Annotated in this window: 27 protein-coding genes and 1 tRNA gene; 23 read left to right on the top strand and 5 right to left on the bottom strand. The window is 64.3% G+C overall.

What is annotated here, in order from left to right:
- Nucleotides 1-111: 111 nt before the first annotated feature.
- The 3 genes from ACUXVA_RS23550 to ACUXVA_RS23540 are packed head-to-tail and all read left to right on the top strand — an operon-like array spanning nucleotide 112 to nucleotide 1,427.
- Nucleotides 112-534, top strand: coding sequence for a hypothetical protein (locus ACUXVA_RS23550; RefSeq protein ID WP_445488456.1), 423 nt, complete (start codon nucleotides 112-114; stop codon nucleotides 532-534).
- Between the two features lie 56 nt (nucleotides 535-590).
- Complete coding sequence (locus ACUXVA_RS23545; RefSeq protein ID WP_265083371.1) at nucleotides 591-812, top strand: hypothetical protein; 222 nt, start codon at nucleotides 591-593, stop codon at nucleotides 810-812.
- Nucleotides 813-872: 60 nt separating this feature from the next.
- Complete coding sequence (locus ACUXVA_RS23540) at nucleotides 873-1,427, top strand: hypothetical protein (protein ID WP_265083372.1); 555 nt, start codon at nucleotides 873-875, stop codon at nucleotides 1,425-1,427.
- A 24-nt stretch (nucleotides 1,428-1,451) separates the two neighbouring features.
- On the opposite strand, the gene ACUXVA_RS23535 is transcribed toward ACUXVA_RS23540, so the two are convergent.
- Both ACUXVA_RS23535 and ACUXVA_RS23530 read right to left on the bottom strand, forming a co-directional pair.
- Complete coding sequence (locus ACUXVA_RS23535) at nucleotides 1,452-2,456, bottom strand: Bug family tripartite tricarboxylate transporter substrate binding protein (protein ID WP_265083373.1); 1,005 nt, start codon at nucleotides 2,454-2,456, stop codon at nucleotides 1,452-1,454.
- 174 nt (nucleotides 2,457-2,630) lie between these two features.
- Complete coding sequence (locus tag ACUXVA_RS23530; protein WP_445488453.1) at nucleotides 2,631-3,116, bottom strand: outer membrane protein assembly factor BamE; 486 nt, start codon at nucleotides 3,114-3,116, stop codon at nucleotides 2,631-2,633.
- 107 nt (nucleotides 3,117-3,223) lie between these two features.
- On the opposite strand from ACUXVA_RS23530, the gene ACUXVA_RS23525 reads away from it, so the two are divergent.
- From ACUXVA_RS23525 to ACUXVA_RS23495, 7 genes are all read left to right on the top strand, one after another.
- On the top strand, nucleotides 3,224-3,805 hold the full coding sequence (locus ACUXVA_RS23525; protein WP_445488451.1) for a ubiquinol-cytochrome C chaperone family protein: 582 nt from the start codon (nucleotides 3,224-3,226) through the stop codon (nucleotides 3,803-3,805).
- Complete coding sequence (locus ACUXVA_RS23520; RefSeq protein ID WP_265083376.1) at nucleotides 3,802-4,395, top strand: YceD family protein; 594 nt, start codon at nucleotides 3,802-3,804, stop codon at nucleotides 4,393-4,395. Before ACUXVA_RS23525 ends, ACUXVA_RS23520 begins: the two co-directional genes overlap by 4 nt.
- 245 nt (nucleotides 4,396-4,640) lie before the next feature.
- Nucleotides 4,641-5,699 carry a phosphate acyltransferase PlsX gene (gene plsX, locus ACUXVA_RS23515; protein ID WP_265083377.1) on the top strand — a complete coding sequence of 353 codons (1,059 nt, stop codon included), beginning with the start codon at nucleotides 4,641-4,643 and terminating at the stop codon, nucleotides 5,697-5,699.
- Nucleotides 5,696-6,673: a beta-ketoacyl-ACP synthase III gene (locus ACUXVA_RS23510; RefSeq protein ID WP_265083378.1), complete on the top strand. Its 978-nt coding sequence runs from the start codon at nucleotides 5,696-5,698 to the stop codon at nucleotides 6,671-6,673. Before plsX ends, ACUXVA_RS23510 begins: the two co-directional genes overlap by 4 nt.
- 132 nt (nucleotides 6,674-6,805) lie before the next feature.
- Nucleotides 6,806-7,141 (top strand): integration host factor subunit alpha, encoded by a 336-nt coding sequence (locus ACUXVA_RS23505; RefSeq protein ID WP_445493346.1) that lies wholly within the window; start codon nucleotides 6,806-6,808, stop codon nucleotides 7,139-7,141.
- A gap of 38 nt (nucleotides 7,142-7,179) precedes the next feature.
- Nucleotides 7,180-7,824: a MerR family transcriptional regulator gene (locus ACUXVA_RS23500; RefSeq protein ID WP_445488448.1), complete on the top strand. Its 645-nt coding sequence runs from the start codon at nucleotides 7,180-7,182 to the stop codon at nucleotides 7,822-7,824.
- A 90-nt stretch (nucleotides 7,825-7,914) separates the two neighbouring features.
- Nucleotides 7,915-7,992 (top strand) — tRNA-Pro (locus tag ACUXVA_RS23495).
- Between the two features lie 103 nt (nucleotides 7,993-8,095).
- Here the strand turns inward: ACUXVA_RS23495 and ACUXVA_RS23490 are convergent.
- Nucleotides 8,096-8,875: a class I SAM-dependent methyltransferase gene (locus ACUXVA_RS23490; RefSeq protein ID WP_445488446.1), complete on the bottom strand. Its 780-nt coding sequence runs from the start codon at nucleotides 8,873-8,875 to the stop codon at nucleotides 8,096-8,098.
- Nucleotides 8,876-9,220: 345 nt separating this feature from the next.
- Nucleotides 9,221-10,000, bottom strand: a complete 780-nt coding sequence (locus ACUXVA_RS23485; RefSeq protein ID WP_445488444.1) for a DNA-binding transcriptional regulator — start codon at nucleotides 9,998-10,000, stop codon at nucleotides 9,221-9,223.
- Between the two features lie 133 nt (nucleotides 10,001-10,133).
- On the opposite strand from ACUXVA_RS23485, the gene ACUXVA_RS23480 reads away from it, so the two are divergent.
- The 10 genes from ACUXVA_RS23480 (at nucleotide 10,134) to ACUXVA_RS23435 (ending at nucleotide 21,056) form a co-directional block, all read left to right on the top strand.
- Nucleotides 10,134-11,108 carry a DUF6282 family protein gene (locus ACUXVA_RS23480; protein ID WP_265083443.1) on the top strand — a complete coding sequence of 325 codons (975 nt, stop codon included), beginning with the start codon at nucleotides 10,134-10,136 and terminating at the stop codon, nucleotides 11,106-11,108.
- A gap of 22 nt (nucleotides 11,109-11,130) precedes the next feature.
- Nucleotides 11,131-12,150, top strand: coding sequence for an NAD(P)H-quinone oxidoreductase (locus tag ACUXVA_RS23475; RefSeq protein WP_445488441.1), 1,020 nt, complete (start codon nucleotides 11,131-11,133; stop codon nucleotides 12,148-12,150).
- Nucleotides 12,151-12,168: 18 nt separating this feature from the next.
- Entirely contained in the window at nucleotides 12,169-13,215 is a 1,047-nt protein-coding gene (locus ACUXVA_RS23470; protein ID WP_265083445.1) for an Ldh family oxidoreductase, read from the top strand.
- A gap of 155 nt (nucleotides 13,216-13,370) precedes the next feature.
- A complete protein-coding gene (locus ACUXVA_RS23465; RefSeq protein ID WP_265083446.1) occupies nucleotides 13,371-14,249 on the top strand; it encodes a BKACE family enzyme in 879 nt (292 codons plus the stop codon).
- A 77-nt stretch (nucleotides 14,250-14,326) separates the two neighbouring features.
- A complete protein-coding gene (locus tag ACUXVA_RS23460) occupies nucleotides 14,327-15,295 on the top strand; it encodes a Bug family tripartite tricarboxylate transporter substrate binding protein (RefSeq protein WP_265083447.1) in 969 nt (322 codons plus the stop codon).
- 195 nt (nucleotides 15,296-15,490) lie between these two features.
- The gene (locus tag ACUXVA_RS23455) at nucleotides 15,491-16,252 is read left to right on the top strand and encodes an SDR family NAD(P)-dependent oxidoreductase (protein ID WP_445488439.1); all 762 of its coding nucleotides are present in this window, start codon (nucleotides 15,491-15,493) and stop codon (nucleotides 16,250-16,252) included.
- Nucleotides 16,253-16,329: 77 nt separating this feature from the next.
- Entirely contained in the window at nucleotides 16,330-17,415 is a 1,086-nt protein-coding gene (locus tag ACUXVA_RS23450) for an IS5 family transposase (RefSeq protein ID WP_445488437.1), read from the top strand.
- A 158-nt stretch (nucleotides 17,416-17,573) separates the two neighbouring features.
- The gene (locus ACUXVA_RS23445; protein WP_445488435.1) at nucleotides 17,574-19,007 is read left to right on the top strand and encodes an aldehyde dehydrogenase family protein; all 1,434 of its coding nucleotides are present in this window, start codon (nucleotides 17,574-17,576) and stop codon (nucleotides 19,005-19,007) included.
- Nucleotides 19,004-20,068, top strand: a complete 1,065-nt coding sequence (locus ACUXVA_RS23440) for a tRNA-dihydrouridine synthase (protein ID WP_445488433.1) — start codon at nucleotides 19,004-19,006, stop codon at nucleotides 20,066-20,068. Before ACUXVA_RS23445 ends, ACUXVA_RS23440 begins: the two co-directional genes overlap by 4 nt.
- Before the next feature lie 4 nt (nucleotides 20,069-20,072).
- Nucleotides 20,073-21,056: a Bug family tripartite tricarboxylate transporter substrate binding protein gene (locus ACUXVA_RS23435; RefSeq protein ID WP_445488431.1), complete on the top strand. Its 984-nt coding sequence runs from the start codon at nucleotides 20,073-20,075 to the stop codon at nucleotides 21,054-21,056.
- 24 nt (nucleotides 21,057-21,080) lie between these two features.
- On the opposite strand, the gene ACUXVA_RS23430 is transcribed toward ACUXVA_RS23435, so the two are convergent.
- A complete protein-coding gene (locus ACUXVA_RS23430) occupies nucleotides 21,081-21,908 on the bottom strand; it encodes an IclR family transcriptional regulator (protein WP_445488429.1) in 828 nt (275 codons plus the stop codon).
- Between the two features lie 219 nt (nucleotides 21,909-22,127).
- On the opposite strand from ACUXVA_RS23430, the gene ACUXVA_RS23425 reads away from it, so the two are divergent.
- The 3 genes from ACUXVA_RS23425 to ACUXVA_RS23415 all read left to right on the top strand — a co-directional run bounded on the left by ACUXVA_RS23425 (nucleotide 22,128) and on the right by ACUXVA_RS23415 (nucleotide 24,883).
- Nucleotides 22,128-23,069 (top strand): DUF6282 family protein, encoded by a 942-nt coding sequence (locus tag ACUXVA_RS23425; protein WP_445488427.1) that lies wholly within the window; start codon nucleotides 22,128-22,130, stop codon nucleotides 23,067-23,069.
- Between the two features lie 97 nt (nucleotides 23,070-23,166).
- Nucleotides 23,167-24,105 carry a hypothetical protein gene (locus ACUXVA_RS23420; protein ID WP_445488425.1) on the top strand — a complete coding sequence of 313 codons (939 nt, stop codon included), beginning with the start codon at nucleotides 23,167-23,169 and terminating at the stop codon, nucleotides 24,103-24,105.
- Nucleotides 24,106-24,109: 4 nt separating this feature from the next.
- Nucleotides 24,110-24,883, top strand: a complete 774-nt coding sequence (locus ACUXVA_RS23415; RefSeq protein WP_445488423.1) for an HpcH/HpaI aldolase family protein — start codon at nucleotides 24,110-24,112, stop codon at nucleotides 24,881-24,883.
- The last annotated feature ends 62 nt before the right edge of the window (nucleotides 24,884-24,945 follow it).

Genomic DNA, 24,945 nt, shown 5'->3' with positions numbered 1-24,945 from the left:
TGCGGCAAGCGCCGTCGCTGGCGATTTTGATGCTGCGGTCTATAATGAATCTGACAAACCAAACCCTGCGGTCGAACCGCGGGGTTTTTTGGATCAGAGGGGATCGAGGGGATGACAAGGCGACATTTTCCGGCCTCGGCGGTGCTTTGGATGGCCATCGCGGCCGGCGGCGCGCCGGCAATCGCTGCCGAACAGTGCACGGTCGGCGGCGATGCAAAGGGCGCTGACTTCGTCGGCGCCGTCACCAAGGCGCTCGACACCGCCTGGAGCTGTGAAGGCGCCTACAAGATCTTCGAGACCTGCCAGCTCGGCTCATCCGGCGACAACGCGCTGTCGACCATCGTGCTGTCCAAATGCGAACCGCGGTTCCAGGCCAGGGCCACGCCGGCGGTCAAGGCCGCCTATCAGAAGGCGCGCGAAAAATGCAGCCAGATCGCCGAGAAGAATCAGGGCTCCATGCATCAGGGCCAGGCCGCGGTTTGCGTGGCCCGCGCCAGCCGTGATTTCGCAGCCAAGTACGGCGCGAAGCGGTAGCGGCGCGTCTGAACGCGATGCTCTCTTGAACCTAGGCTCGGTCGAGGACGACTGACGTGTATCCGACACATGTCGCCGTCGCCGAGGTCACGATGACGTTTGAAACCGCCAAGTGCTTCTGGTGCGGAACAACCTTGCTGAAGGACGCGGCGACCTGTCCGAGCTGCGGCGGCGACCAGAAAACCAATGCGCGCGCCGATCCGTATCAGCCGCGGGTGATGATTGCAGTCGGCCTTGCCGCCGCCGTTCTGGTTGTCTGGAACTGGCTCAAGGCATAGCTGCGACGGCCTCACTCACCTCCATCGAAAGCCGCTCCGGCACATTCTGCAAGGACCGCCATGTCTTCCGTTGTCGACGAAGGATTCTCCTACTCGGTCGATTTGACGCCAGAGGATTACCGGCAACTGTTCGTCCAGATCGGGCGACGGCAGCAACGGCAGACGACGTCAAAGCGGATCTATCTCGTTGCAGTTCTCGCTGCGGTACCGGTCGCACTCGTTCTTGGCGCAATGAGCACGGTCATGACCCGTCAGGGCAATGGCGCGGCGGTTGCCATGCTTTGCGCGCTGGCATTTCTGCTTGGAATTCAGGCCATGTCGTCGGCATTCAGCTTCACGCATGCGCGCTCCCTGCAGCAATTGGCATCTAGCGCGGCGCGCGACTGGCCCTCCGCGTCGATGTGCGTCGATGCCGACGGCGTCAGGATCAGCGGTCATCAGACACTGACTGAATGGCGCTGGCCCGCGATCGCGGAGGTCAGCGTTGAAGATGGCGCGTTGCTGTTCTGGAGCGGCACGCTGTATGCAATGCGCATACCCGGCCGTGTGTTTGCGACGGTGGCGGAGCGCGACGCGGTTCATGCCTATGCACGCAGCCGCATCGCGCCCGGATGATGTATGCGAGGTGCGGGCGGCGGCTCACTGCACCTCCATCTTCAACCCTTCCTTGTCGATGATGGTTTTGAACTTCGCCGTCTCGGCCTCGACGAAGCCTGAGAACTGCGCCGGCGTGCCGTAGTCCGAGACGGCACCCATGGCGGTGATGGTCTTCTGGGTGTCGGCGCGCGCCAACAGCACCTTGATCTCGGCGTTCAGCGCATCGACGGCCGCAGCCGGCGCGCCCTTCGGATAGAATACGCCGAACCACGACGAGACATCGAAGCTGGCCAGTTCCGGCGCGGTCTCGCGCATGGCCGGGATGTTCGGGGCCTGGGCGGTGCGCTCGGGCGTGGTGACCGCGAGGCCGATGAGCTTGCCGTCGAGCACCTGCGGCAGCGACGGATAGAGATTGTCGAACAGGATCTGGACGTCGCCGGCCAGCGCCGCCTGCAACGCCGGGCCGGCGCCGCGGAACGGCACGTGCTGCATCTTCAGGCCGGTGAGCTGCAGCCACCACGCGCCGGTGAGGTGCGGGCTCTGGCCGACGCCCGACGAACTGTAGTTCAGCTTGTCGGGGTTGGCCTTGATATAGGCGATCAGCTCCGGAATGGTCTTGATCGGCACCGAGGGGTGGGCGCAGACGATGTTGGGAATCCGGATCATGTTGCTGACCGGCTGCAGCTGTTCGGCCTTGTAGGGCAGGTTCCTGAAGATGCTATAGGCGATGGCGTTGGGGCCGGGATTGCCGACCAGGATGGTGTGACCGTCGCCCTTCAGCCGCGCCACCTCGGCGGTGCCGATGGTGCCGCCGCCGCCGGAGCGATTCTCCACCACCGCGGATTGTCCCCACGCCGTCTGCAGATGCGCCGCCAGCATGCGGCCCATCACGTCGGTGGAGCCGCCGGCGGCGGCCGGCACGATGATGCGAACGGTTTCGGTCGGGCGCCATTCGCCGGCGGCGCGGCTCGTCTTGGGCAAAGCGGAGGTGGCGGACAAAGCGGCGGCTGCCGACAGCAGGCCGCGGCGCGTGATCAGGCTGGTCATGGTTTCTTCCCTGAAGGTTCTTGTCGTGATGATTTTTGGTCTTGGGAGAAATCGTAAAGCCGCGCCGCTGCGTCTGCAAGGTAGGCTTTGACGCAGGCGCCACCCTGCGGACCTGCACAAGCAAAACCCCGCGGCATGCCGCGGGGTTTGCGTTTCAAACGTTGATGCGGCGAACTACCGGAAGCTGATCAGCTTGAACAGCGGGGTCAGGTAGCTCATTTCCTGGCCGGAGGTCGGCGTGGTGCGGCTGATGAAGTCGAAGATCTTGCCGTCCTGCAGGCCGTAATTGGCGAGCCGCTGCACCTTGCGATCCTTGTCGAAGTAGATCGCGATGACGCGCTGGTCGGTGACCTTCTGCGGCATGAAGGCCACCGGGCGCTCGGCGCGCTGCGAGATGTAATAGAACACCTCGCCGCTCAGGGTCGCCACGGTGGACGGCGTGCCCATCACGATCAGCACCTGATCCTGGCTGGCGCCGATGGGAATCTGCTCCAGCGCGCCGATGGGCAGGATGTAGCCCTTCTGGAATTGTTCGGAGGTGCAGGCCGCCAGTGCCAGGCCGCTCACGGCGATGGCAAGCGCGGCGCGCAGGCTGCGCCGGCCGGCGCGCGAACTGCGGTGCGGGCGCGCCGGAACGCCTGATTGGCTCGAAATTGTCATGACGGAATGGGCCTCATCCTCTTGCATCGCGCGAGGCGTTGACGTACCGGGCAGCACCTCTGATTGCAACATGCGCGCGCCTCGGGGGCCCGCCTGAGGAACCCAAGATGCTCTGGCCGTTCAATCACTTCAGGAAACCCCCGGCACCGTTGCGGGGGACCATTGAGGCCATCTATGGCATGATCGTGGCGCAGGCGCGAGAACCCCGGTTTTATCGGGAACTTGGGGTCGCGGACACGGTTAACGGGCGTTTTGACATGTTGCTGCTGCACCTGTGGTTGTTGCTGCAGCAATTGAAGGAGATCGAGACCTCCGGCGCCTCGCAGGAATCGCTATCGCAGGGGCTGCTTTCGCAGGGGCTGATCGACCGGTTTTGCAGCGACATGGACCACAATTTGCGTGAACTCGGCACCAGCGACCTCAAGGTGCCCAAGAAGATGCAGGAATTCGGTCGGGCCTTCTACGGCCGCGCCGCCGCTTATGATAGAGCACTGGCGGAGGGGCCGGAGGCGCTGGCACTGGCGCTGGACAAGAATATCTATAATGGCACAGACCTCGCGCAGGCGCGGCGGCTCGCCGGCTATGTGGCGGAGGCCACGGCCGCCCTGGCCGCGCTCGACGAAACAACAGTTGCGAACGGATCATGGCGCTTCCCGCCGCCGGTCGCCACGGAGATGATGACGAAATGACCAGAATCGATCGCATGACGGATGTCTCCAATCCCTGGAGCTTGCCGGTGGCGGTGGCGCAGATCCCGGAAACCGGCCTGCAGCGCGACATCGAGGCCAGTCCGGCGGAACGCGCCGCCATTGCCGAACTGGGCGGTCTGCTGGGCGTATCGGCGGCCAAGGCGTCGCTGGTGCTGACGCCGGTGGGCAGCGGCCAGGTCCACGTGGTCGGCCGGGTCTGGGGCAGGGTCGGGCAGAGCTGCGTGGTGACGCTGGATCCCATCGAGAGCGATTTCGACGAGGCGATCGACCTGATGTTCGCGCCGCCCTCGCAGATTCGCGAACTGGCCGAATCGGTGGACGAGGATATCGAGAGCGACCAGGAGACCCCGGACCCGCCGGAACCGATCGATCACGGCTTCATCGATATCGGCCGGCTGGCCACCGATGCGCTGTATCTCGGGCTGAACCCCTATCCGCGCAAGCCGGATGCGGTGTTCGAGGTCCCGGAAATCCCGCCGGACCCGAGCGATCACCCGTTCGCCGCCCTGAAAGCGCTGAAGGAGGCCCAAACCGCCCCGGGAACGAAGAAACCCAAGGAGAAATCGTGAGCTAAACCGGATAGCGGCAGGGCCGGCCGCTCTGGTTTATTGGGCACACGGGCGCTGATTCCAGCGGCCGGGGCGCCCGCCGCAGCAAAACCGCCCGCCCGGGATGTTGTATCGGAGCCGGGAAACGCTATTGTCGCGGCCCGATCAGGATTGAATAAAGCACTTCGCCGCTCGTCGCCAAACGCGGCGGGTTTCCTCCGCGGTCGCGTCACTCGGCCGCAAAGAGACAGGTTTCCGGGACGTTCATGCCGAAAAAGGTTCGCATCGCGCTAGACGCCATGGGTGGCGATGTCGGCGCATCGGTTGTCGTCCCCGGCGCCGCGATTTCGCTCACCCGTCATCCCGACAGCGAATTCCTGCTGTTCGGCGACAGCGCGCTGATCGAACGCGAGCTGGCCAATCATCCCGCCCTGAAGGCGGTGTCGAAAGTCATCCACACCGACGTCGCCGTCAGCATGCACGACAAGCCAAGCCAGGCGCTGCGTCGCGGCCGGCGGGTGTCGTCCATGTGGCAGGCCATCGACGCGGTCAAGAAGGGCGACGCCGACGTGGCGATTTCCGCCGGCAACACCGGTGCGCTGATGGCCATGGCGCGGTTCTGCCTGCGCATGCTCGACGGCATCGAGCGCCCGGCGCTGGCCGCGATCTGGCCGACGACGCGCGGCGACTCGGTGGTGCTCGATCTCGGCGCGACTATCGGCGGCGATGCCCAGCACCTCAAGACGATGGCGGTGATGGGCAGCGCCATGGCCAGCGCGCTGTTCGACCTGGAACGGCCCACGGTCGGGCTGCTCAATATCGGTGTCGAGGAAATCAAGGGCGGCGACGAGATCAGGGAGGCCGCCGAACTGCTGCGCGCCGCCGATCTGCCGCAGCTCAACTTCATCGGCTTCGTCGAGGGCGACGGTATCGGTCGCGGCGCCGCCGACGTCATCGTCACCGAGGGTTTTAGCGGCAATATCGCGCTGAAGGCCGCGGAAGGCACGGCGCGGCAGTTCAGCGAATATCTGCGCAACGCCATGGCGCGGACCTGGCGCTCCCGGATCGGCTACCTGTTCGCCAAGAACGCCTTCAAGGCAGTGCGCGACAAGGTCGATCCCAACAAGTCCAACGGCGCCGTGTTCCTGGGTCTCAGGGGCATCGTCGTGAAGAGCCACGGCGGCACCAATGCCGACGGCTTTGCCTATGCGGTCGACGTTGGCTATGACATGGTCCGCTACGATCTTCTCACCAAAATCAATCTGATGCTCAACCGCGACGGCAGCGCGCTTTCCTCGACGCCCGCGCAGGAGGCTGTCTCGTGACTACACTACGTTCGGTCGTGCTCGGCTGCGGCTCCTATCTGCCGGAGCGGATTCTGACCAATGCCGAGCTGGCGTCCCAAGTCGACACCTCGGACGAATGGATCGTCCAGCGCACCGGGATACGGCAGCGCCACATTGCCGCCGAGGGCGAATTCACCTCGCATCTGGCGATCAAGGCCGCCAAGGCGGCGCTCGCCCATGCCGGGATCGATGCGCAGTCGATCGACCTGATCGTGCTGGCGACGTCGACGCCCGACCATACCTTTCCGGCCACCGCGGTGGAGGTGCAGCACGCGCTCGGCATCAACCACGGCGCCGCGTTCGACCTGCAGGCCGTGTGCTCCGGCTTCGTGTTCGCGCTGGCCACGGCGGACAATTTCCTGCGCACCGGCGCCTTCAAGCGCGCGCTGGTGATCGGCGCGGAAACCTTTTCGCGGATTCTCGACTGGACCGACCGCGGCACCTGCGTGCTGTTCGGCGACGGCGCCGGCGCCATCATCCTGGAAGCGCAGCAGCAGCCCGGCCTGCCGAGCGACCGCGGCGTCCTGACCACGCATCTGCGCTCCGACGGCCGGCACAAGTCGAAACTGTTCGTCGACGGCGGGCCGTCCTCGACCCAGACCGTCGGCCATCTGCGCATGGAAGGCCGCGAAGTCTTCAAGCACGCGGTCGGCATGATCACCGACGTGATCTACGATGCGTTCAAGGCGACCGGCGAGAGCGCCGAGAGCATCGACTGGTTCGTGCCGCACCAGGCCAACAAGCGCATCATCGATGCCTCCGCGCACAAGCTGCACATCGCGCCGGAGAAGGTGGTGCTCACGGTGGACCTGCACGGCAATACGTCGGCGGCATCGATTCCGCTGGCGCTGTCCGTTGCAGTGCATGACGGGCGCATCAAGAAGGGCGATCTGGTGCTGCTGGAAGCCATGGGCGGCGGCTTCACCTGGGGATCGGCGCTTCTGCGCTGGTGAGTCCGGTATTTTAAGAAAAATGCCTGCATTGCCATGAACTTCCATGCTATTGCTTGGATCAGCAGTGTTGACCGCTGAGCGGTAACCTCATAATTTCACCATTGAATTTTCTCGCCGGGGGTGGGGCAGGCGATGACGGGAACGGGTAAAACAGTCACACGCGTCGATTTGTGCGAGGCGGTCTACCAAAAGGTGGGCCTGTCGCGCACGGAGTCGTCCGCGTTCGTGGAACTGGTGTTGAAAGAGATCACCGATTGCCTGGAGAAGGGCGAGACGGTGAAGCTGTCGTCGTTCGGCTCCTTCATGGTGCGCAAGAAGGGCCAGCGAATCGGACGCAATCCGAAGACCGGCACCGAGGTGCCGATCTCGCCGCGGCGTGTGATGGTGTTCAAGCCATCGGCGATCCTCAAGCAGCGCATCAACGGCGACACCGCCGCAAGTAACGGCAAAGACGAGCACGGCGGCTGATTTCGCCATCACCACGGTCTGGAACGGGGATTTAGCATTTGGACAAGGCGCCGGATGCGTTCCGAACCATCAGCGAGGTCGCCGACGACCTCGATATTCCGCAACATGTGCTGCGGTTCTGGGAAACGCGGTTTACCCAAATCAAGCCGATGAAACGATCCGGCGGCCGGCGCTATTATCGCCCGGACGACGTCGATCTGCTGCGCGGTATCCGCCGTCTGCTGTACGGCGAGGGCTACACCATCCGCGGCGTGCAGCGCATCCTCAAGGAGAACGGCATCAAGGCGGTGCAGGGCCTGGTCGACGGCGCTCCGGCGCCGGGCTTTGCCGCGCCCGGCGGCGACGCCAAGCCGCGCCTTGCCGACCGCGGCCGGGATGACGACGAGGACGATGTCGCCGACTCCGCGATGGAGGTCGAGGCTGAAGACGTTGACGACGAAGAGGAGGAGGAGGTCGAGGAGGCGGTCGAGGCCCCCGTGGCGGCGCGCCGGGAGCCGGTGATCGCCGCCCCGCCACCGCGCCGGGAGCCGCAGCCGGCAGCGCCGGTGGCCGCCCCGGTGGTGGCACGGCCGTCACCCGCCGCCATCGAGGCCCGCAGGCGCGATCGCGCCCGGCTGGAGGCGGCGCTGCGCGATCTCCAGGCCTGCCGCGAGATCCTCGATCAGGCCCTCAAGGTCGGCTGACCGCCACGACCGGTCCGGGTCGAACAATTCCGGCAATCTCCGCCGCCCTTCTTGCGCGCGGGCCAGATCGAAGCTACACGATGCCATCGTCGGAGCGTAGCGCAGCCCGGTTAGCGCACTAGTCTGGGAGACTAGGGGTCGGAGGTTCAAATCCTCTCGCTCCGACCATTTTTAGAAGTAAATCCAACGCCTTAATATTGGCTGGTTTTCAAGAATCGACTGTTTTCAGACGGTTCACAATCTTCCTTATCCGGCCGTTCCTACTAGTCGCCTAGGCATGGGCGGCCTGTGTGCCGTGCCGCGCCATATAGGAATCAATCGTCTTTTGCGGCTTGTCTACGATCCCTGTCATCGCCTCGGCTATCGCTGGCGTGGTGGCGCTGGCCTTGGCAAGTGCTGAATGAACGCGCGCGTGTCGGCTGAATTTTGTCAGGGCCGCGCAAAATTCGAGAGAGCCGAATGGAGTTTCGTGCACCGCCTCGACACGCAATCCGCATACGCCGAGGCCGTTTAGATCGGAGATCAGCTTCCCGAAGCTTCCTGGCGTGAACTGCCACGCATGAACGTCAATATATTCACCGTTCGATGCGTCGAACTCGCTCAGAGCGATGGCGAGATTATGAGGATCAATGCGCTGCTCGCCGTGGTCTCCGCGCCAATGACGAAGAGCGTCGTTGTGCGTCGTCATCGCCCGGTGCTCGATGACGTTTTCGAGGGTGTGAACCTTGCGTCGTTCGTGGAACGCGGCGAGCGCTTGGCTCGCCGACGATTCCTGCAAGAAATGATCGAAACAATATCGTTTGTCAGGAATGGTGAGCAGATATCGCCCACCGGGATTCAATAGCTGCTCCACCTTCTGAAGGTGAGAAACGAGATCTGGTTGATGCTCGATGCAATGGCTGCTGGCTATCACATCGAATGTTCCGGTCACCGCTGAAAGATCGCCGATGGGTGAAACGAAATCGATCTCAACCGGAGATACGACAGGATATCCTACGCTCTTCGCCCTCTCGATAAGATGAGCTTTATCGAGGACGTCGAAATAGCTCACGTTTGGCCCGACAAGCATAGGGTTGGTGAATGGCCCTATCTCCAGAGCAGACTCGTTCAGCGAAATGAGGGAGATCAAATCCGCTCGCGTGAATGGGGCGCCGGAAAAAGGGCTCACAGCTCTGCGGGCAAGCCGTCTGACGAGGGAAAGGCGCTGAAACATCCAGAGATAGTTACCGCAAGGCGCGCTCGCTGGCGATGGTTATCTCAATTTCTACATTTTAGCGGCTGGGTCGACGGAGAGACGCATCGCAACCAAGGCGCCGCGCGATGAAGATGACGTTCATCGACCATGCCGGGTGGGTTTTTGGATATACCCGCACGACTTCATCTCCGCCCCGCCGCGCTACCTCAACGCTTCCGCACTCGCAGCAACATTATCCGCAAGATTCTGCAGCAACGGCACGTAGCGCTTGATCAGGTCCTGGCGGTCGATCGCCGAGATGAAGTAGCTCATGCCCACCGTCGCCAGCACTTTTCCATTGCCGAGGATTGGCACGGCGATGGTGCCCGACGAGCGCGGCTCCACCGTGGGATCGCGTTCGGCAAAGCCCTGTTTGCGGATCGAGGAGAGCAAGGACAGGGTTCGCTTGCGGTCGACGATCAGGCCGTCTTCCGGCTCCTTCGAGCGCGCCAGCAGGTCGAGCAGCATGGAGCGCTCTTCCGCAGGGCAGAACGCCAGATAGGCGCGGCCCAGGGCGCGGCGCAGCAGGCTGAGATGCATGTTGATGGTGCCGTGGAACGGCGACACCGGGCTGTCGGGGATGGTGCTGAAACGTACCATCACCGAGGTGACGTCGAGCACGCCGATCGCCAGGGGCCAGTGATATTGCGCCGTGAAGGCCAGCGCCCACGGCCGCGCCGCCTCCACCACCAGCGGATCGCCGTGAAAGCCGTTGCTGAGCGACTTGACGCGCGAGGCCACAGCATAGCCGCCCTGGCGTCGGTCATTGACCGCATACCCCATGGCACACAGCGATTTCATCAGCCGCACGATGGTCGATTTCGGCAGGCCGGTGGCGCGGTGCAGCAACAGGATCGACGCCACGCGATGCCGGTTCAATTCCTCGAGCAGCACCAGGGTGCGGGCGGCGGCTTCAACCTTCAGCGGGCGAGGGGGCGTCATCGGCATTCCACTGTGCGGAACATGAGGGAATAGCTATGGCCCAAAGACGGAGCGGCTGCAATGTTTCCGTCAAAGAGCGCCACGTTTGTTGCTGACAATGCGGCTGCGCAATCAACCTTGGGAGGCCGCCATCATGGCTGACAGTTCCGTTTCCTATCCCGACACTGTGCCGCTGCCGCCACTGTCGCGGCCGCAGGAGGTCGCCGATCTCCTGGTCGGCGCCATCGACCTGCATTGCCACAGCGGCCCGGCGGCGATGCCGCGCATCCTCGATCACCATGAAGAACTGCTCGACGCCGCCGAAGCGCGGTTTCGCGCTGTGCTCTACAAGGACCACTTCTATCCCGGCATGGCCCACGCCATCATTCTGGAAAAGCTGTTCCCCGAACTCGGCGTGAGGCTGTTTTCCGGCGTGGCGCTGAACAATGCGTCGGGCGGCATCAACCCGCACGCCGTCAACCATGCCATCAACCTGGGCGGCAAGATCGTCTGGATGCCGACGCTGTCGGCCGCCAACCATATCAACGTGCAGAACAGCGGCGCCGCCAAGAATTTTCCCAAGACGTCGAAGAAATCGCTCGATCCCATCCCGCTGACGGCGCTGGATGCCAACGGCAAGCTGACCGACGACACCAAGAAGGTGATCGATCTGATCGCCGAGGCCGACATCATTCTCGCCGGCGGTCACCTGCATGTCAGCGAACAGCACGTGCTGTTCGAAGAGGCGGTCCGCCGCGGCGTCAAGAAGATGCTGGTCAACCATCCCACCTATGTGGTCGGCTTCGCCGACTCCGACATCCAGCAGTTGACCGGCATCGGCGTCACCATGGAACATTCGATCTGCATGTTCATCGACGGCAAGTCGAAGAAGTTCAGCGCCGACGATCTCGCGCATCTCATCGAAGTGGCCGGAGTCGACAAGACCATCCTGTCGTCCGACCTCGGCCTGCTGGCGTCGATGCGGCCGGTGGACGGCTTCCGCGCCATCACCCAGATGCTGCTCGACCTGCAGATGCCGGAAGCGACCATCCGGCAACTGATCGGCGGCAACGCCGCGGCGTTCCTGAACCTGCCGCCGGCCCAGGCGGCCGGGCAGAACGCGGCCTGATATGCCCGAATTGCCTTCTCTGATGCAGGCCGTCAGGATCACGCAACCTGGCGGCCCCGAAGTTCTAGTATTTGCTCATGAGCCGCTGCCCGAGGTGCGGGCCGGCGAAGTGCTGGTCCGTGTCGTCGCGGCCGGCGTCAACCGGCCGGATATCCAGCAACGCCGCGGCCTCTATCCGGCGCCGCCTGGCGCCTCGGAGATTCCCGGCCTCGACATCGCCGGCGTGGTCGTCGCTGTGGCCGAGGGCGTGACCTGGCCGCGCGTCGGCGACGCCGTGTGCGCGCTGGTCACCGGCGGCGGCTACGCGCAATACTGCAACGTGCCGGCGGTGCAATGCATGCCGTTGCCCAGGGGCTACGATTTCGTCAAGGCGGCGGCGCTTCCCGAAGTGCTGTTTACCGGCTGGAACAATATCATCCTGCTCGGGCGGCTGGCAGAGGGTGAAAGCATTCTGGTGCAGGGCGGCACCAGCGGCGTCGGTATGGCGACCATCCAGATCGCCCGGTTGCTGCGCCGGGCGCGGGTGTTCGCCACCGCAGGGTCCGAGCAGAAGCGCCAGATCTGCCGCGACCTCGGCGCCGACATCGCGCTCGATTATCGCGAAGACTGGGTCAAGCCGCTGCTGGAAGCGACCGGAAACAACGGCGTCGATGTCATTCTCGATGCCCAGGCCGGCCCCTATACGGATCGCGAGTTGCAACTGCTGGCCTTCGATGGCCGCCTTGTCCTGATCGCCAGCCATCTCGGCGAGCGCGCCGATATCAACGTGCGCCAGATCGTGCGGCGCAGGCTGACGCTCACCGGATCCACCATCCGTCCGCGTCCGCCCGAATATAAAGCGCGCATCGCCGAGGCGTTGGTGCAGCAGGTCTGGCCATTGCTGGAGAGCGGCCGGATGCGGCTGGATGTATTCGCGACATTCTCGCTGGCGGAGGTGGCACAGTCGCATGCCCTGCTGGACGCCAATGAGCAGATCGGCAAGGTCGTGCTGATCGTCGATCCGCAACTGGCCCATCTGGTGCCTCCATCGCAGGCCGCGTAGCCAACCGCAGAGGGCGCCATGACTGACCAGATCTCCATTCCGGTGACGCGGGCTGAGGCGTTCCTGGCCGGCCTGTTCGAGCGCGCGGGGCTACCGCCGGCCGCATCGGTGGAGATGGGGCGCGCGCTGGTCGATGCCGATGTCGCCGGTCTGCCGTCGCACGGACTGTCGCAGGCGGAGATGTATATCCGGCGGCTGCTGCTCGGCAGCGTGTCGGCTGAGGTCGAGCCTGTTGTGGTCGAGAGCCGCGAGGCGACCGCGGTGCTCGACGCGCGCGGCATGTTCGGCCATCTCGCTGGCGACCGGGCCATGAAGATCGCTATCGAGCGCAGCAAGACGTTCGGCGTCGGCGTGGTGGCGGTCCGCAATAGTTTCCATTTCGGCGCGGCAGCCCGCTATACGCAACAGGCCAGCGACAGCAACTGCGTCGGCATGGCCATGTGCAATACCAAGCCGATGATGCCGGCGCCGGACGGCCTCGAGAAGCTGGTCGGCAACAATCCGTTGTCGATCGCGTTGCCGGTTTCCGACGGACCGGATTTCGTGCTCGACATGGCCATGAGCGAGGCGGCGCTCGGCAAGATCCGCGTCTATGAGCGGGAAGGGAAGCCACTTCCACCGACCTGGGCGGTGGACCGCGACGGCGACCCCACCACGGATGCAAAGGCTGCCATCGACGGCATGCTGCTGCCCTCCGGCGGCGCCAAGGGCTTCGGCCTTGCGATGGCGATCAATCTGATGACCAGCCTGCTGGCGCAGGGGCCGGGCGGCGACGACGTCGCGCCGCTGTACGGCGACCTGTCCAGGCCGTTCCTGTGTTCGCTGCTGTTCCTCGCTATCGATATCGGTCACTTCCGGCCGGAGCAGGCGTTTCGCGATGCGGCGTCGGCGGAGCTGGCGCGGGTGCGCGGCTCGAAAGCGCGGAACGGGGCCTTGCGCACGCCGGGCGAGCGCAGCTGGACCCGACGTCATAGCGGTAACCAGACGATCCAGATTCCCAAGGCTTTGGCCGATGGCTTGAACCGCCTGGCCGATGAGATCGGCGGAGTGGCGCGACTTGGCTAGCTCTGCCGCCTGACCGCACTGCACGCTGAACCGTGCGACGTTCCATTGTGCGGAATGGCGGGACATTCCACAAGCCACCGTGCCGGCTTGCATTGTAGTACTTCGAACAAGCCGTCGAAGACGGCAACAGGAAACGCCGAGGATTGAGCCAGCCCATGCAATCACGTGTCGTCATCACTTGTGCCGTGACGGGTAACCAGACCACGCCGGAGATGACTCCGCATCTGCCGATCACGCCGGCGCAGATCGCCGAAGCCTGTCTCGGCGCGGCTGCGGCAGGTGCGGCCATCGTGCATATCCATGTTCGCGATCCCGAGACCGGCCGTCCCTCCATGGAGATCGACTACTACCGTGACGTGGTGGATCGCATCCGCGCCGGGAACAAGGAGGTTATCCTCAACCTGACCACCGGGCCGGGCGGCCGTTTCGTTCCCGATGCGGAGGATCCGAAGGTTGCCGGTCCCGGCACCACGCTGATGCGGCCGGAAGATCGGGTGGCGCATGTTGCACTGCTCAAGCCGGACATCTGCACGCTCGACCTCAACACCATGAATTCCGGCGGGCAGGTGGTGATCAACACGCCGGCAAATGTTCGCCGCATGGCGGCGGTGATCCGCCAGGCCGGCGTGAAGCCGGAGATCGAACTGTTCGACTCCGGCGACATCGCCCTCTGCCGCGATCTCATCGCCGACGGCACGCTGCAGGGCCCGATCCTCAGCTCGATCGTGATGGGCGTGAAGTACGGTTTCCAGCCATCGCCGGAGACGGTGCTGTATGCACGCAGCCAGCTTCCGCCCGGCACGGTGTGGACTGCCTTCGGCACCGGACGCAGCGCCTTTCCGATGGTGGTGCAATCCTATCTCGCAGGCGGCCATGTCCGTGTCGGGCTCGAGGATGGCATCTATCTCAGCAAGGGCGTTCTCGCCGAGACCAACGCCGCCATGGTCGAGAAGGCGCGCGGCATCGTCGAATCCCTTGGCGGACAGATAGCGACGGCGCGGGAGGCCCGCGAGATGCTGGCGCTGCCCATGTGACGATAATTCGCTGACTTGACTGACTTGACTGACACCAAACAACGCAGGGCAAACCTGCAGCACAATCGGAGGAAGCCATGCGTCTCTTGTCTCTCGGCCTTGTCGGCCTGGTCCTCGCTTTCGCGCCCTGTCACGAGGCCGCGGCGCAAAAATGGCCGGATCATCCGGTCACCCTGATCGTGCCGTTTCCGGCAGGGTCCGCCGTCGATACGCTCGCGCGTGCGGTCGCCAACAATCTCGGCGAAAACCTCGGCAAGCAGTTCATCGTCGACAACCGCGCAGGGGCGGGCGGCGGCATCGGTGGCGCCGCCGTCGCAAAGGCGAGCCCTGACGGCTACACGCTGCTGTTCGGGACGCCTGCGCCGATCGCGCTCAACAAGCTGATGTACAAGAGCCTCGCTTACGATCCGGAGCGGGATTTCATGCCGGTGATCCTCGTTGCCAAGTCGCCGCTGATCGTCGCGACCAAGCTCGATTTCCCGGCGAAAACCTTCGCGGAACTGATCGCTTACGCCAAGGCGAACCCGGACAAGGTCAATGTCGGCCATCCCGGCAACGGCACGCTCGGGCACATCACCTCGGAACTGATCCAGCAGTTCACCGGCGTGAAGATGACCAACGTGCCGTATCGCGGAACGGCGCCGCTGACCACCGACCTGCTCGGTGGCGTTGTCGATGTCGTGATGGATTTCATGCCGACCTATGTGCAGCTGGTCGAGACGGGCAAGATCAAGGCGCTCGCCGTGACCACCAGCGATCGCGCGGCACAATTGCCCAACGTTCCAACGGTGCAGGAATCCGGCTTCAAGGGTTTTGAGGCCTCCGCATGGTACGCGATGGTCGCGCCGACAGGCACGCCGAAGGAGATCGTCAGCACCTTGAACGAATTGGTGAACGCCTTCCTGAAGAGCGAGAAGGGCAAGGCGCTGCTCGCGCAGAATGCGCTGCAGCCGGTCGGTGGCACGCCGGAGGATCTCAAGGCATTCATCGCCAGCGAGCTCGCCAAGTGGAAGCCGGTGATCGAGGCCGCCAAGATCACGATGTAAGAAAGAGGGCTCTTGTCCCGGACGCAGTGCAATGCGCCTCCGTCAGGAGGCGACATGCACTGCAGAGCCGGGACCGCCAAAAACTCCGAGCTCGGCACGGTCCCGGCTCTGCGGAGCGGCATAAGAATGCCGCACCGCGTCCGGGACACGAGGCCTGATCGCAGATCTCTGTCGATTCAATTGAAAGCACCTGAGATGTCCGCCATCCAAGTTCCTGCGTTACCGATCCCGAAAGTCGCGCTCGTCACAGGCGGCAGCAGCGGCATCGGCAAGGCCATCGCGGTGCGGCTTGCCGCGCTGGGGGGCGCTGTCGTGGTCGGCTACAACAGCCGGCGGGAACAGGCCGAAGAGGTGGTCGCCGGCCTGCAGGGCACCGGGCACCTCGCCATGCGCATCGCCATCGACGATCCGCAATCCATCACGGCAGCCGCGGCGGCTGTGACGGAAAAATACGGGCGCCTCGATGCACTGGTCAATTGCGGAGGCGCGACTACGCCCGTGCCGGCCAACGATCTTGACGGGCTGACCGACGCGATCTTCGATCGCACCGTGACGATCAATCTGCGCGGACCATTCGCCATGGTCCGGGCTTTCCGTCCGTTGCTGGAAAAGGGCAGCAGCGCGACCATCGTCAACATCTCGTCGATCGCGGCGCGCACGGGGATGGGCAGCAGCCTGGCCTATCTGGCGGCGAAGGCCGGCGTCGACGCGCTGACGGTCGCGCTCGCCAAAATCCTCGGGCCGCAGATCCGCGTGTTCTCGATCTCGCCGGCCGGCGTGGACACCGATTTCGTCGCCGGGCGAACGCGTGGACAGCTGCAGAAGGTCGCCGACCGGATGCCGCTCGCCCACATCACCACGCCCGACGACGTCGCAAGGGCCGTCGTGGCGTGCATCGTCCACCTCACCAGTTCGACGGGAATTGTGGTGCCGGTGGACGAGGGCCGCCACCTTTAGCAGTCTGCTGAAAAACCAGCTCGCCAAGCGGTTTTCTTGATGATTCACTTTGTCATCTCGAATCGGTGGAGACGAGCATGCGCGGCAATTTTGTGGATCAGGGCGGGTTGTTTTCGTACATTTCACCAGACAAGCGGGTGCCGACGAACCACCCTCTGAGGAAGATCCGCGAGCTTGTCCGGGATGTGCTGGGTGAGTTGAGCCGTAGCCTGGCGAAGCTTTACGCCAGCGAGGGACGTCCTTCGATTCCTCCCGAACAATTACTGAGCGCGCTGTTGCTGCAGGTGTTCTACGGCATCCGCTCGGAACGCCGGCTGATGGAGCGGCTGAACTATAATCTTTTATATCGCTGGTTCGTAGGGCTTTCACCGGACGATCCGGTCTGGGACCCGACCACCTTCACCAAGAACCGCGACAGGCTGCAGAACGGCGAGGTGTTTGCGAAGTTCATGGCCAGGCTCCTGAACCATTCCCAGGTCAGGCCGCTATTGTCGAACGAGCATTTTTCGGTGGACGGGACGCTGATCGAAGCCTGGGCTTCGCAGAAGAGCTTTCGTCCCAAGGACGGCAGTGGCGACGATGACAACGGCGCCAATTTCCATGGCCAGAAGCGCAAGAACGACACCCATGCCAGCACCAGCGATCCCGACAGCAGGCTCTACCGCAAGGCGGCCGGGCGCGAGGCCAGGCTTTGCTATATGGGCCACGCGACCATGGAGAACCGGCATGGCCTGGCAGTCGCCGGCATGGTTACGCACGCCAATGGCACGGCCGAGCGCCGCGCTTCGGAGACGATGTTGAAGGCTCGGCGCAAGACGGCCCGCCGCCGCATCACGGCCGGTGAGGACAAGGCCTACGACACCGCCGATCATGTGGCCAAGCTTCGCGCCATCGACGTGACGCCGCATGTGACGCAAAACAACGCCGTCACCAAAGCCGGCAAGACCCGCACCAGCGCCATCGACGATCGCACCACACGACATCCCGGCTATGGCATGTCGCAATCACGCCGAGCGATGATCGAGTGCATCTTCGGCTGGGGCAAACAACACGGCACCATGCGCAAGACCAAGCATCGCGGCATCGGTCGCGTCGCCGCCGACTTTCTCCTTAACCTGATCGCCTACAATCTGATCCGCATCCCCAAACTGCTCGCAGCATAGGCCACCGGCTTCGGGGACAACCCCGGCACCCCGCCGATAAGCGCGCTCCCTCACCGCTCCCCACTTCGATAACGACCGCAGAGAGACAAGAAAACTCTCAAATCTAGGGTTTTTCAGCAGACTGTTAGGTCTGACGCCCGCGACATGGAGAAAGCACAATGAACAAGTTGAAGTTCTACATCGACGGCGCCTGGGTCGATCCGGCCACGCCGTCGACGTTGGGCATCGTCAATCCCGCCACCGAGGAGACCTTTGCGCAAATCAGCCTGGGCTCGCGGCAGGATGTCGATCGTGCCGCCAGAGCGGCCCGCCGCGCTTTCGCGACCTGGTGCGACGTCAGCGTCGAGGCCCGCCTCACCTACCTGCGGAAGGTCATCGAGGGCTTCAGGGCGCGGCTGCCCGACCTGGCGCGGATGATGACGCTCGAAATGGGCGCACCGATCACCTTTGCGACCGAACGCCAGGCGACCGTCGCGCTGTTTCACTTCGAAGAGGCCGCGCGCGTGCTGGCGGAGTACCGGTTCGAGGAGCGGATGGGGACCGAAATCGTCCGGCGTGAACCGATTGGCGTCTGCGGACTCATCACGCCGTGGAACTGGCCCCTCAACCAGGTGGCCTCCAAGGTCGCACCGGCGCTGGCGACCGGGTGCACCGTGGTGCTGAAGCCCAGTGAGATCGCGCCGCTCAGTGCCATGCTGCTCGCCGAGATCATTCACGATGCCGGGATCCCGGCCGGTGTCTTCAATCTCGTCAACGGCGACGGACCTGTGGTGGGCGAGGCGATCGCCGCCCATCCCGCCATCGACATGGTGTCGTTCACAGGATCGACATCCGCCGGCATCCGGGTGGCCAAGCTGGCCGCGGACACGGTGAAGCGCGTGGCCCAGGAGCTGGGCGGCAAGTCCGCCAATATCATCCTGGGCGACGCAGACCTGAAGACTGCGGTGATCGAAGGCGTACACGCCTGCTATACCAACGGCGGCCAGAACTGCCAGTCGCCGACGCGCATGCTGATCCCGCGCGCCTCGCGCGACGCGGCCTTCGCGGCGGCGCGCGAGGCCGTCGACAGCATACGCCTCGGCGACCCGCTCGATCCGGCTTCGACCATGGGGCCGATGGTGAACCAGGGACAATTCGACAAGATTCAGGATCTGATCCAGTCCGGCATCGACGAAGGCGCGACGCTAATCGCCGGCGGCATGGGACGGCCGGCGGAAGTCAATCGCGGTTATTACGTTCGCCCGACGGTGTTCGGCGACGTGACGCCGCAGATGCGGATCGCCCGCGAGGAGATCTTCGGGCCCGTGATGTCCATCATGAGCTACGACACCGAGGACGAAGCGGTCGACATCGCCAACGACACGCCATTCGGCCTGGCGGGCTTCGTGCAGTCGAAAGACCTCGACCGCGCGCGAAAAATCGCCAACCGCATCCGGGCAGGGCGGGTCTATCTCAACGGCGCGCGCTTCGATCGCAGCCTGCCGTTCGGCGGCTACAAGCAGTCGGGCAATGGCCGCGAGTTCGGGGTGTTCGGATTTGAGGAATATCTCGAGGTCAAGGCGATCCTCGGCTACCGGGCGAGCGCGCAATGACCCGCATGAATGTCACCGTCGGCGGCACACCGCTGAAGAATCCGCTGATCGCCGGATCGGCCGAGCACCACATCGCGGCGGATGGCGTTCGGCGCGCCTTGCGCACCGGCGCCGGCGCGGTGGTGGTCAAGTCCATCAACGAGTCGGAGCGCGGCCGCGACCGGCTGCAGCGCGCGCAGTACATGCTGCTGGACGAGCAGTGGCGCGAAATCCCGTGGACGCCGGAGGCGCCGGCCACGGCGTTCATCGCCACCCGCTCCGGGCTGACCCCGCAGGACTTCGCGGCCTGGCTCGAGCAGACGGTGCAGCTCGATCGCGAGGCCAAGGCGATGGATTCTTATGCCATTGCCAGCCTGATCGTCGCGGATCTCGCGAACACCGTGGCGATGGCCAGGCAGGTCGAGCAGGCCGGTGTGCGCATCCTCGAACTCAACATCGGCACGCCCTATGCGAGCCAGGCCAGAGGCGTGGTGTCGACCGAGCTCGATCCCGAGCGGGTGGCGATGATCGTCTCCACGGTGCGGCAGGCGATCGGCATTCCATTGTGGGTCAAGCTCACCGGGCAGAGCGAGCGCGTGCCCGATCTCGCTGCTGCGGCGTATCGCGGCGGCGGCGACGCGGTCATCATGGCAGGACGCCTGCTTGGATTCGTCCCCGACGTCGAGACATTGCAGCCGCTTCTGGGCACCGCCCTGGGGGTCGGCGGGTTTTGGAATCTGCCGCTCACCTGTTACTGGCTGGCCGTGTCGCGACAGCAGAACGGTCCAGACAAGCCGTTGATTGCCACCAATGGCGTGCGCAACGGACTCGATATCGTCCGGGCGATGCTGGCCGGTGCCAGCGCCGTGGAGATGGCCTCGGAGGTGATGCTGCGCGGATCGTCGGTGCTGTCAGACGCCTTGCAGGAGCTTGATGCTTACCTGCAGCGCAAGGGGCTCACGGCCGCCGAGCTTGTCGGCGTTGCCGCGGATCAGCGCAAGGCGTTTTCCGATATGCCATTGCGGACCGACGACTGGAAAAAATATGTTGCCGACGGCGAAGCGAGCATTCGAAAGGATTGACGATATGCGATCAATGAACCGGCGGGCGACCGCACTGGGGCTGCTTGCGGCGACATTCTGCCTTGCGCATGCTGCACCAGGTCACAGCCAGACCTGGCCGACGCATGCTGTCACGATCGTTGTGCCGTTCACGGCCGGCACCACCTCGGATGTGATCGCCCGTAGCCTCGCCCAGGAATTGAGCGCGAAGTTCGGTCAGCCCTTCATCGTTGAAAACAAGGGCGGCGCCGGCGGCAATATCGGCGCGGCCAGCGTTGCGCGCGCTGCACCTGATGGCTACACGATCCTGTTTGCGACGACGTCGCAAGCCGCCACCAACAAGCTGATGTACAAGCACATGGAATACGATCCGCAGCGCGATTTCGCGCCGGTCGTGCTGGTCGGCAAGGCGCCGGTGATCGTCACGGCTCGGCCCGATGCGCCGTATAACTCGCTGGCCGAATTCATCACCTATGCGAAAGCTAATCCGAACAAGGTCACCGGCGGCTTTCCCGGCAACGGCACGCTGGGCCACATCACCGGGGAACTGCTGGCAAGCAAGGCCGGCATCGAATTCGGCAAGACGCAGTACCGCGGTGCGGCCGCCATCCTCGCCGATCTTCTCGGAGGTCACATCGATATCGGCATGGACTCGATGGCGCCTTACGTGTCCAACGTCCGCGAAGGCAAGATCAAGGCGCTGGCCATTGCATCGTCCAAACGGTGGTCGGTGCTGCCGGATGTGCCGACGGTCGCGGAGTCCGGCCTTCCAGGTTTCGAGGCCAGTGTCTGGTACGCCATGCTGGTGCCGGCCAAGGTGCCTTCCGACATCGTGGACAGACTGAATGCAGCCACCAATGTGTGGCTGAAAGATCCGAAGACCCAGGAATCGCTGGTCAGCTTCGGTTCCGAGCCGGCAGGCGGAAGTCCGGCCGATCTGGCGGCCTTCACGCAGTCCGAGATCGACAAGTGGAGCCCGATCATCAAGGACGCCAACATCACCTTTTGACAAGGCGTCGTCGATAACCTGGCATCACACGGGGGCGCGGCGCGGCGTTCGGCCGCCGCGCTTTGCAGCGGCGGGCTGGTCCGCGCCGTGGCCTTGGCCGAGCTTGCGCGAGATCTGCCGGGCCGTCTCGATCGGCTGCGCCACATCGGACGGCCGCGGCTTCTCGGGCAGAAACTGGATCGAGCCGACCAGTGCGACACAGGCAATGCAGGCATCCTGAGCATCGAAGATCGGCGCCGCCACCGCGTTCAGGCCGAGCATGGCCTGTTCCGGCGCCGTGGCAAAACCCAGCCGGACAACTTCCTGCAATTCCTGCTCGATCTTGCGTGCCGACACGATGGTCCTGTCGGTGAAGCGCTGAAGCGGCTGGCCGAGCAGTCGGGCACGCAGCGGCAGCGGCGCAAACGCCAGCATCACCTTGCCCTGGGCCGAGGCATGAAAAGCCAGCTCGCTGCCCGGCCGCACGCCGATTTCGATCGGAGACCTGCCGGACAGCTTGCTCAGAACCAGCGCGCCGCGCGGCGTCATTTCGGACAGCACCACCGGATGCCCAAGCGCATCGCGCAATTGCCGCATCGGCCCGTCGGCGAGGTGCACGAGATCCGTCTCCGGCGCATGCCGGGCGAGCAGGCGGCTCCGCGGGCCGATGGCGTAGCGCGACGTCGTCGCGTTCTGCGCCAGATAGCCGCGTTCGACCAGCGTCTGCAGATGCCGGTGCACCGATCCCTTGGTCATGTTCAGGCGTTCGGCGATCTGCGTCACGCCCAACTCGTCGTCAGCGAAGGCGACCGCCTCCAGCACATCGATGGCAAGTTGGACGGAGTGGACCCCGCCCGGTTTCAGTTCGTTCATCGGATCTCCGCAGCAGTTCACGAGCGCGGAACAACGTAACGCAAAGTCGCGCAAGTGCAATCGATGTTGCAACGCTGGCGCTCATCGAGCCGAGATTCCGCTTGGCTGTTGACAGGCCGTTCGACACTGCATTAACTTAAAATGAAACAGCGTTCCGCTCTGGCGAACAATTTATGCGAGATCACCGGGCAGCGCTAGAACCAAGAAGGCGGTGAGGAAATGACAGGACCGGCAAATTCCGACGTCGAGCAGCGCATTGATGCCTTGTTGAAAGGCGCGATCGATCCGCATGTGCACAGCGGCCCCTCGATCGCGTTGCGCGGCATCGATCATCTCGAGCTGCTGCAGCAGGCCTCGGAGGCCGGCTTCGCGGCCGTGGTGACCAAGGATCACGACTACAGCGGCGTGATGACCGCGGCGCTGATCAGGAAGCACCATCCCGAGCTGAAGACGAAGATCTATTCGAGCATCGTGCTCAACAACGTGGTGGGCGGCTTCAACCCCTATGCGGTCGAGCACACCGCCGCCATGGGCGGCAAGATCGTCTGGATGCCGACGCTTGCCGCGGAGAACCACCTGCGCTGGCAGGAGTCGGCGAAATGGGTGCATCCGGCATCGACCGAGAAGATGCGGCCCGTCACCGCGATCCCGGTGCTGAACGGCGACAAGACGGTGCGCGACGACGTCAAGGAAGTACTCGATATCGTCGCCAGCAACGATATGGTGCTGGCCAGCGGCCATCTCCATGTCAGCGAGACCTGGGTGGTGTTCGAAGAAGCGCAGCGCCGTGGCGTCAAGCGCCTAGTGTTCACCCATCCGGAAGACATTGTCGATGCCTCGCTGAACGATGTCAAAGGCATCGCGGCGATGGGGGCTTTTGTCGAGCACTCGCTGTGCATGTTCCTCGAAGGCTGCAAGTTCAAGAGCCGTGAGCCGGAGGATCTGCGCAACCAGATCGAGGCCGCAGGAGTGGAGCAGACCATGCTGTGCTCGGATCTCGGCCAGACCGGCACCTTCAGTCCGCTCGACGGCTTCCGCCGCGGCATCCGGCTGTGCATGGACCTCGGCTACGACGACGAGCAGATCCGCAAGATGATCTCGACCAACACCGCGCGCGCGATGGGCATCGAGGCGGACGTCGCCGCGGCACGGGCCAACTGACGTTCCGCACAATGGAACGCACGAAATGGCCGGTGCGCCGCGCGCTGCCGGTCGCCTAGACTAGGCGACCGAACCAAAAGTTGAAGGGAGATCGCTCATGTATGACGCTACTGATCCGCGCGCCAAGCTCGCGCCTGCCGCTGCTGCCGCCAAGCCTGTGCCGCCGGGCCCGTTCGGGCAGGCCGAATACCTGAAGTTCTACGAGCAGCCGCCGCAGGACGACGGTCCGGAAGGTAAGAGCTGGTCCGGCCGCGGCCAGAATTTCCTGGTCGCCTATACCGAGGGCAAGGCCGGCGGCGTTCTCGCCCGCACCGATCAGCCCGACGAATACGCCGTGCTGTTGTCCGACCCCAAGGTGGTTGTCGAGATCACCACCGCCGACGGCACCCAGCGCGTCAACGGCCGCTCGCTGGCCTTCGTGCCGCCCGGCGCGTCGAGCATCAAGATCATCGAACCCGGCCGTATCCAGCGCATCTTTACCACGCGCTCGACCGATCTCGCCGCCAAATGCGCCAACGCCGCGTCCTACGCCCATGCGAAGCCGTATGTGGCGCTGCTGGAAGACTGGCCGGCGCCCAAGGACGGCTTTCGTCTGCGCGTCTACAGCCTCGACGTGGCGCCGGAGCCCGGCCGCTTCGGCCGCATCTGGCGCTGCACCACCATCATGGTGAACTATCTCGACGGCTATCAGGGCCCGCGCGACGCTGCAAAACTGTCGCCGCATCATCATGACGATTTCGAGCAGTGCTCGCTCGCCGTCGAAGGCGAGTTCGTCCATCACCTGCGCTGGCCGTGGACGGTCAACAAGGCGAACTGGCGCGAGGACGATCACGAGCTGTGCAAGACGCCGTCGCTCGCTTTCATTCCGCCGCCGTCGATCCACACCACCGAAGCCTGCGGCAAGGAGTTCAACCAGTTGGTCGACATCTTCTGCCCACCTCGCCTCGACTTCTCGCAAAAGCCGGGCTGGATCCTGAACGCTGACGAATATCCGATGCCGCCGACGACGACCCAGACCACAGCGGCAAAGGCTTGATGATATGACCAATGCTTCCACCTTCCGGCAGCACATGCTGGCCGGCGATAAACTTGTCGGCACCTTCCTGAAGACCCCGACCAGCCACGCCACCGAGATCCTCGGCAACATCGGCTACGATTTCGTGGTGATCGACCAGGAGCACGGCCCGTTCGACCGCACCACCAGCGACATCGCCCTGCTGGCGGCGCGGGCCCACGACATTCCGGCGCTGGTGCGCGTGCCCGGTCCGGATTCGATCCTCTCCGTGCTCGACTGCGGCGCGACCGGCGTGCTGGTGCCGCATGTGAAGACCGCGGCGGCTGCCCGCGAGATCGCGGCGCTGTTCCGCTATCGCAACGGCAGCCGCGGCTTCGCGACCAGCACCCGCGCCGGCAACTACAGCGGTGTGCCGATGTGGACGCACATCGCGGCCGCCGACGCGCAGATGGTGTTCGTCGCCCAGATCGAGGACCCGGTGGCGCTTGACGAGATCGACGCCATCGCTGCCGTCGAGGGCGTCGACTCGCTGTTCATCGGACGCGGCGATCTCACCGCGGCGTTTGGCGACGAGACCAAGGACCCGCCGGCGGTACTGCGTGCGGTCGAGCTCATTTCGGAAGCCGGCCGCAAGGCCGGCAAGCCGATCAGCGTCTATGTCGGCAACGCCACCGAGGCCGAGTGGCTGAATTCGCGCGGCGCCACCGTGTTCGTGCTCAATTCGGACCAGGGTTTTCTACGCCAGGCGGCGACATCCAACCTGAAGGATGTTCGCGGCAAGGTGGGCGGCCCGTCCTGACGGAGCCGCCGCGTTTACTGAAGCTGCCAATAACAAGCCAAACAAAATAAAACACCGGGAGG

The organism is Rhodopseudomonas sp. RCAM05734 (genome assembly GCF_052658035.1).
The sequence above is the reverse complement of the archived record's forward strand: the minus strand, read 5'-3'. Positions and strand labels throughout refer to the sequence as shown.

What these genes read in the sequence shown, in the direction of transcription:
- ACUXVA_RS23550 (WP_445488456.1), top strand. Translation starts at nt 112, where the DNA reads ATGACAAGGCGACATTTTCCGGCCTCGGCGGTGCTTTGGATGGCCATC.
- ACUXVA_RS23540 (WP_265083372.1), top strand. Translation starts at nt 873, where the DNA reads ATGTCTTCCGTTGTCGACGAAGGATTCTCCTACTCGGTCGATTTGACG.
- ACUXVA_RS23535 (WP_265083373.1), bottom strand. Translation starts at nt 2,456, where the DNA reads ATGACCAGCCTGATCACGCGCCGCGGCCTGCTGTCGGCAGCCGCCGCT.
- ACUXVA_RS23530 (WP_445488453.1), bottom strand. Translation starts at nt 3,116, where the DNA reads ATGACAATTTCGAGCCAATCAGGCGTTCCGGCGCGCCCGCACCGCAGT.
- ACUXVA_RS23525 (WP_445488451.1), top strand. Translation starts at nt 3,224, where the DNA reads ATGCTCTGGCCGTTCAATCACTTCAGGAAACCCCCGGCACCGTTGCGG.
- ACUXVA_RS23520 (WP_265083376.1), top strand. Translation starts at nt 3,802, where the DNA reads ATGACCAGAATCGATCGCATGACGGATGTCTCCAATCCCTGGAGCTTG.
- plsX (WP_265083377.1), top strand. Translation starts at nt 4,641, where the DNA reads ATGCCGAAAAAGGTTCGCATCGCGCTAGACGCCATGGGTGGCGATGTC.
- ACUXVA_RS23505 (WP_445493346.1), top strand. Translation starts at nt 6,806, where the DNA reads ATGACGGGAACGGGTAAAACAGTCACACGCGTCGATTTGTGCGAGGCG.
- ACUXVA_RS23485 (WP_445488444.1), bottom strand. Translation starts at nt 10,000, where the DNA reads ATGACGCCCCCTCGCCCGCTGAAGGTTGAAGCCGCCGCCCGCACCCTG.
- ACUXVA_RS23480 (WP_265083443.1), top strand. Translation starts at nt 10,134, where the DNA reads ATGGCTGACAGTTCCGTTTCCTATCCCGACACTGTGCCGCTGCCGCCA.
- ACUXVA_RS23475 (WP_445488441.1), top strand. Translation starts at nt 11,131, where the DNA reads ATGCAGGCCGTCAGGATCACGCAACCTGGCGGCCCCGAAGTTCTAGTA.
- ACUXVA_RS23470 (WP_265083445.1), top strand. Translation starts at nt 12,169, where the DNA reads ATGACTGACCAGATCTCCATTCCGGTGACGCGGGCTGAGGCGTTCCTG.
- ACUXVA_RS23465 (WP_265083446.1), top strand. Translation starts at nt 13,371, where the DNA reads ATGCAATCACGTGTCGTCATCACTTGTGCCGTGACGGGTAACCAGACC.
- ACUXVA_RS23460 (WP_265083447.1), top strand. Translation starts at nt 14,327, where the DNA reads ATGCGTCTCTTGTCTCTCGGCCTTGTCGGCCTGGTCCTCGCTTTCGCG.
- ACUXVA_RS23455 (WP_445488439.1), top strand. Translation starts at nt 15,491, where the DNA reads ATGTCCGCCATCCAAGTTCCTGCGTTACCGATCCCGAAAGTCGCGCTC.
- ACUXVA_RS23450 (WP_445488437.1), top strand. Translation starts at nt 16,330, where the DNA reads ATGCGCGGCAATTTTGTGGATCAGGGCGGGTTGTTTTCGTACATTTCA.
- ACUXVA_RS23445 (WP_445488435.1), top strand. Translation starts at nt 17,574, where the DNA reads ATGAACAAGTTGAAGTTCTACATCGACGGCGCCTGGGTCGATCCGGCC.
- ACUXVA_RS23440 (WP_445488433.1), top strand. Translation starts at nt 19,004, where the DNA reads ATGACCCGCATGAATGTCACCGTCGGCGGCACACCGCTGAAGAATCCG.
- ACUXVA_RS23435 (WP_445488431.1), top strand. Translation starts at nt 20,073, where the DNA reads ATGCGATCAATGAACCGGCGGGCGACCGCACTGGGGCTGCTTGCGGCG.
- ACUXVA_RS23430 (WP_445488429.1), bottom strand. Translation starts at nt 21,908, where the DNA reads ATGAACGAACTGAAACCGGGCGGGGTCCACTCCGTCCAACTTGCCATC.
- ACUXVA_RS23425 (WP_445488427.1), top strand. Translation starts at nt 22,128, where the DNA reads ATGACAGGACCGGCAAATTCCGACGTCGAGCAGCGCATTGATGCCTTG.
- ACUXVA_RS23420 (WP_445488425.1), top strand. Translation starts at nt 23,167, where the DNA reads ATGTATGACGCTACTGATCCGCGCGCCAAGCTCGCGCCTGCCGCTGCT.
- ACUXVA_RS23415 (WP_445488423.1), top strand. Translation starts at nt 24,110, where the DNA reads ATGACCAATGCTTCCACCTTCCGGCAGCACATGCTGGCCGGCGATAAA.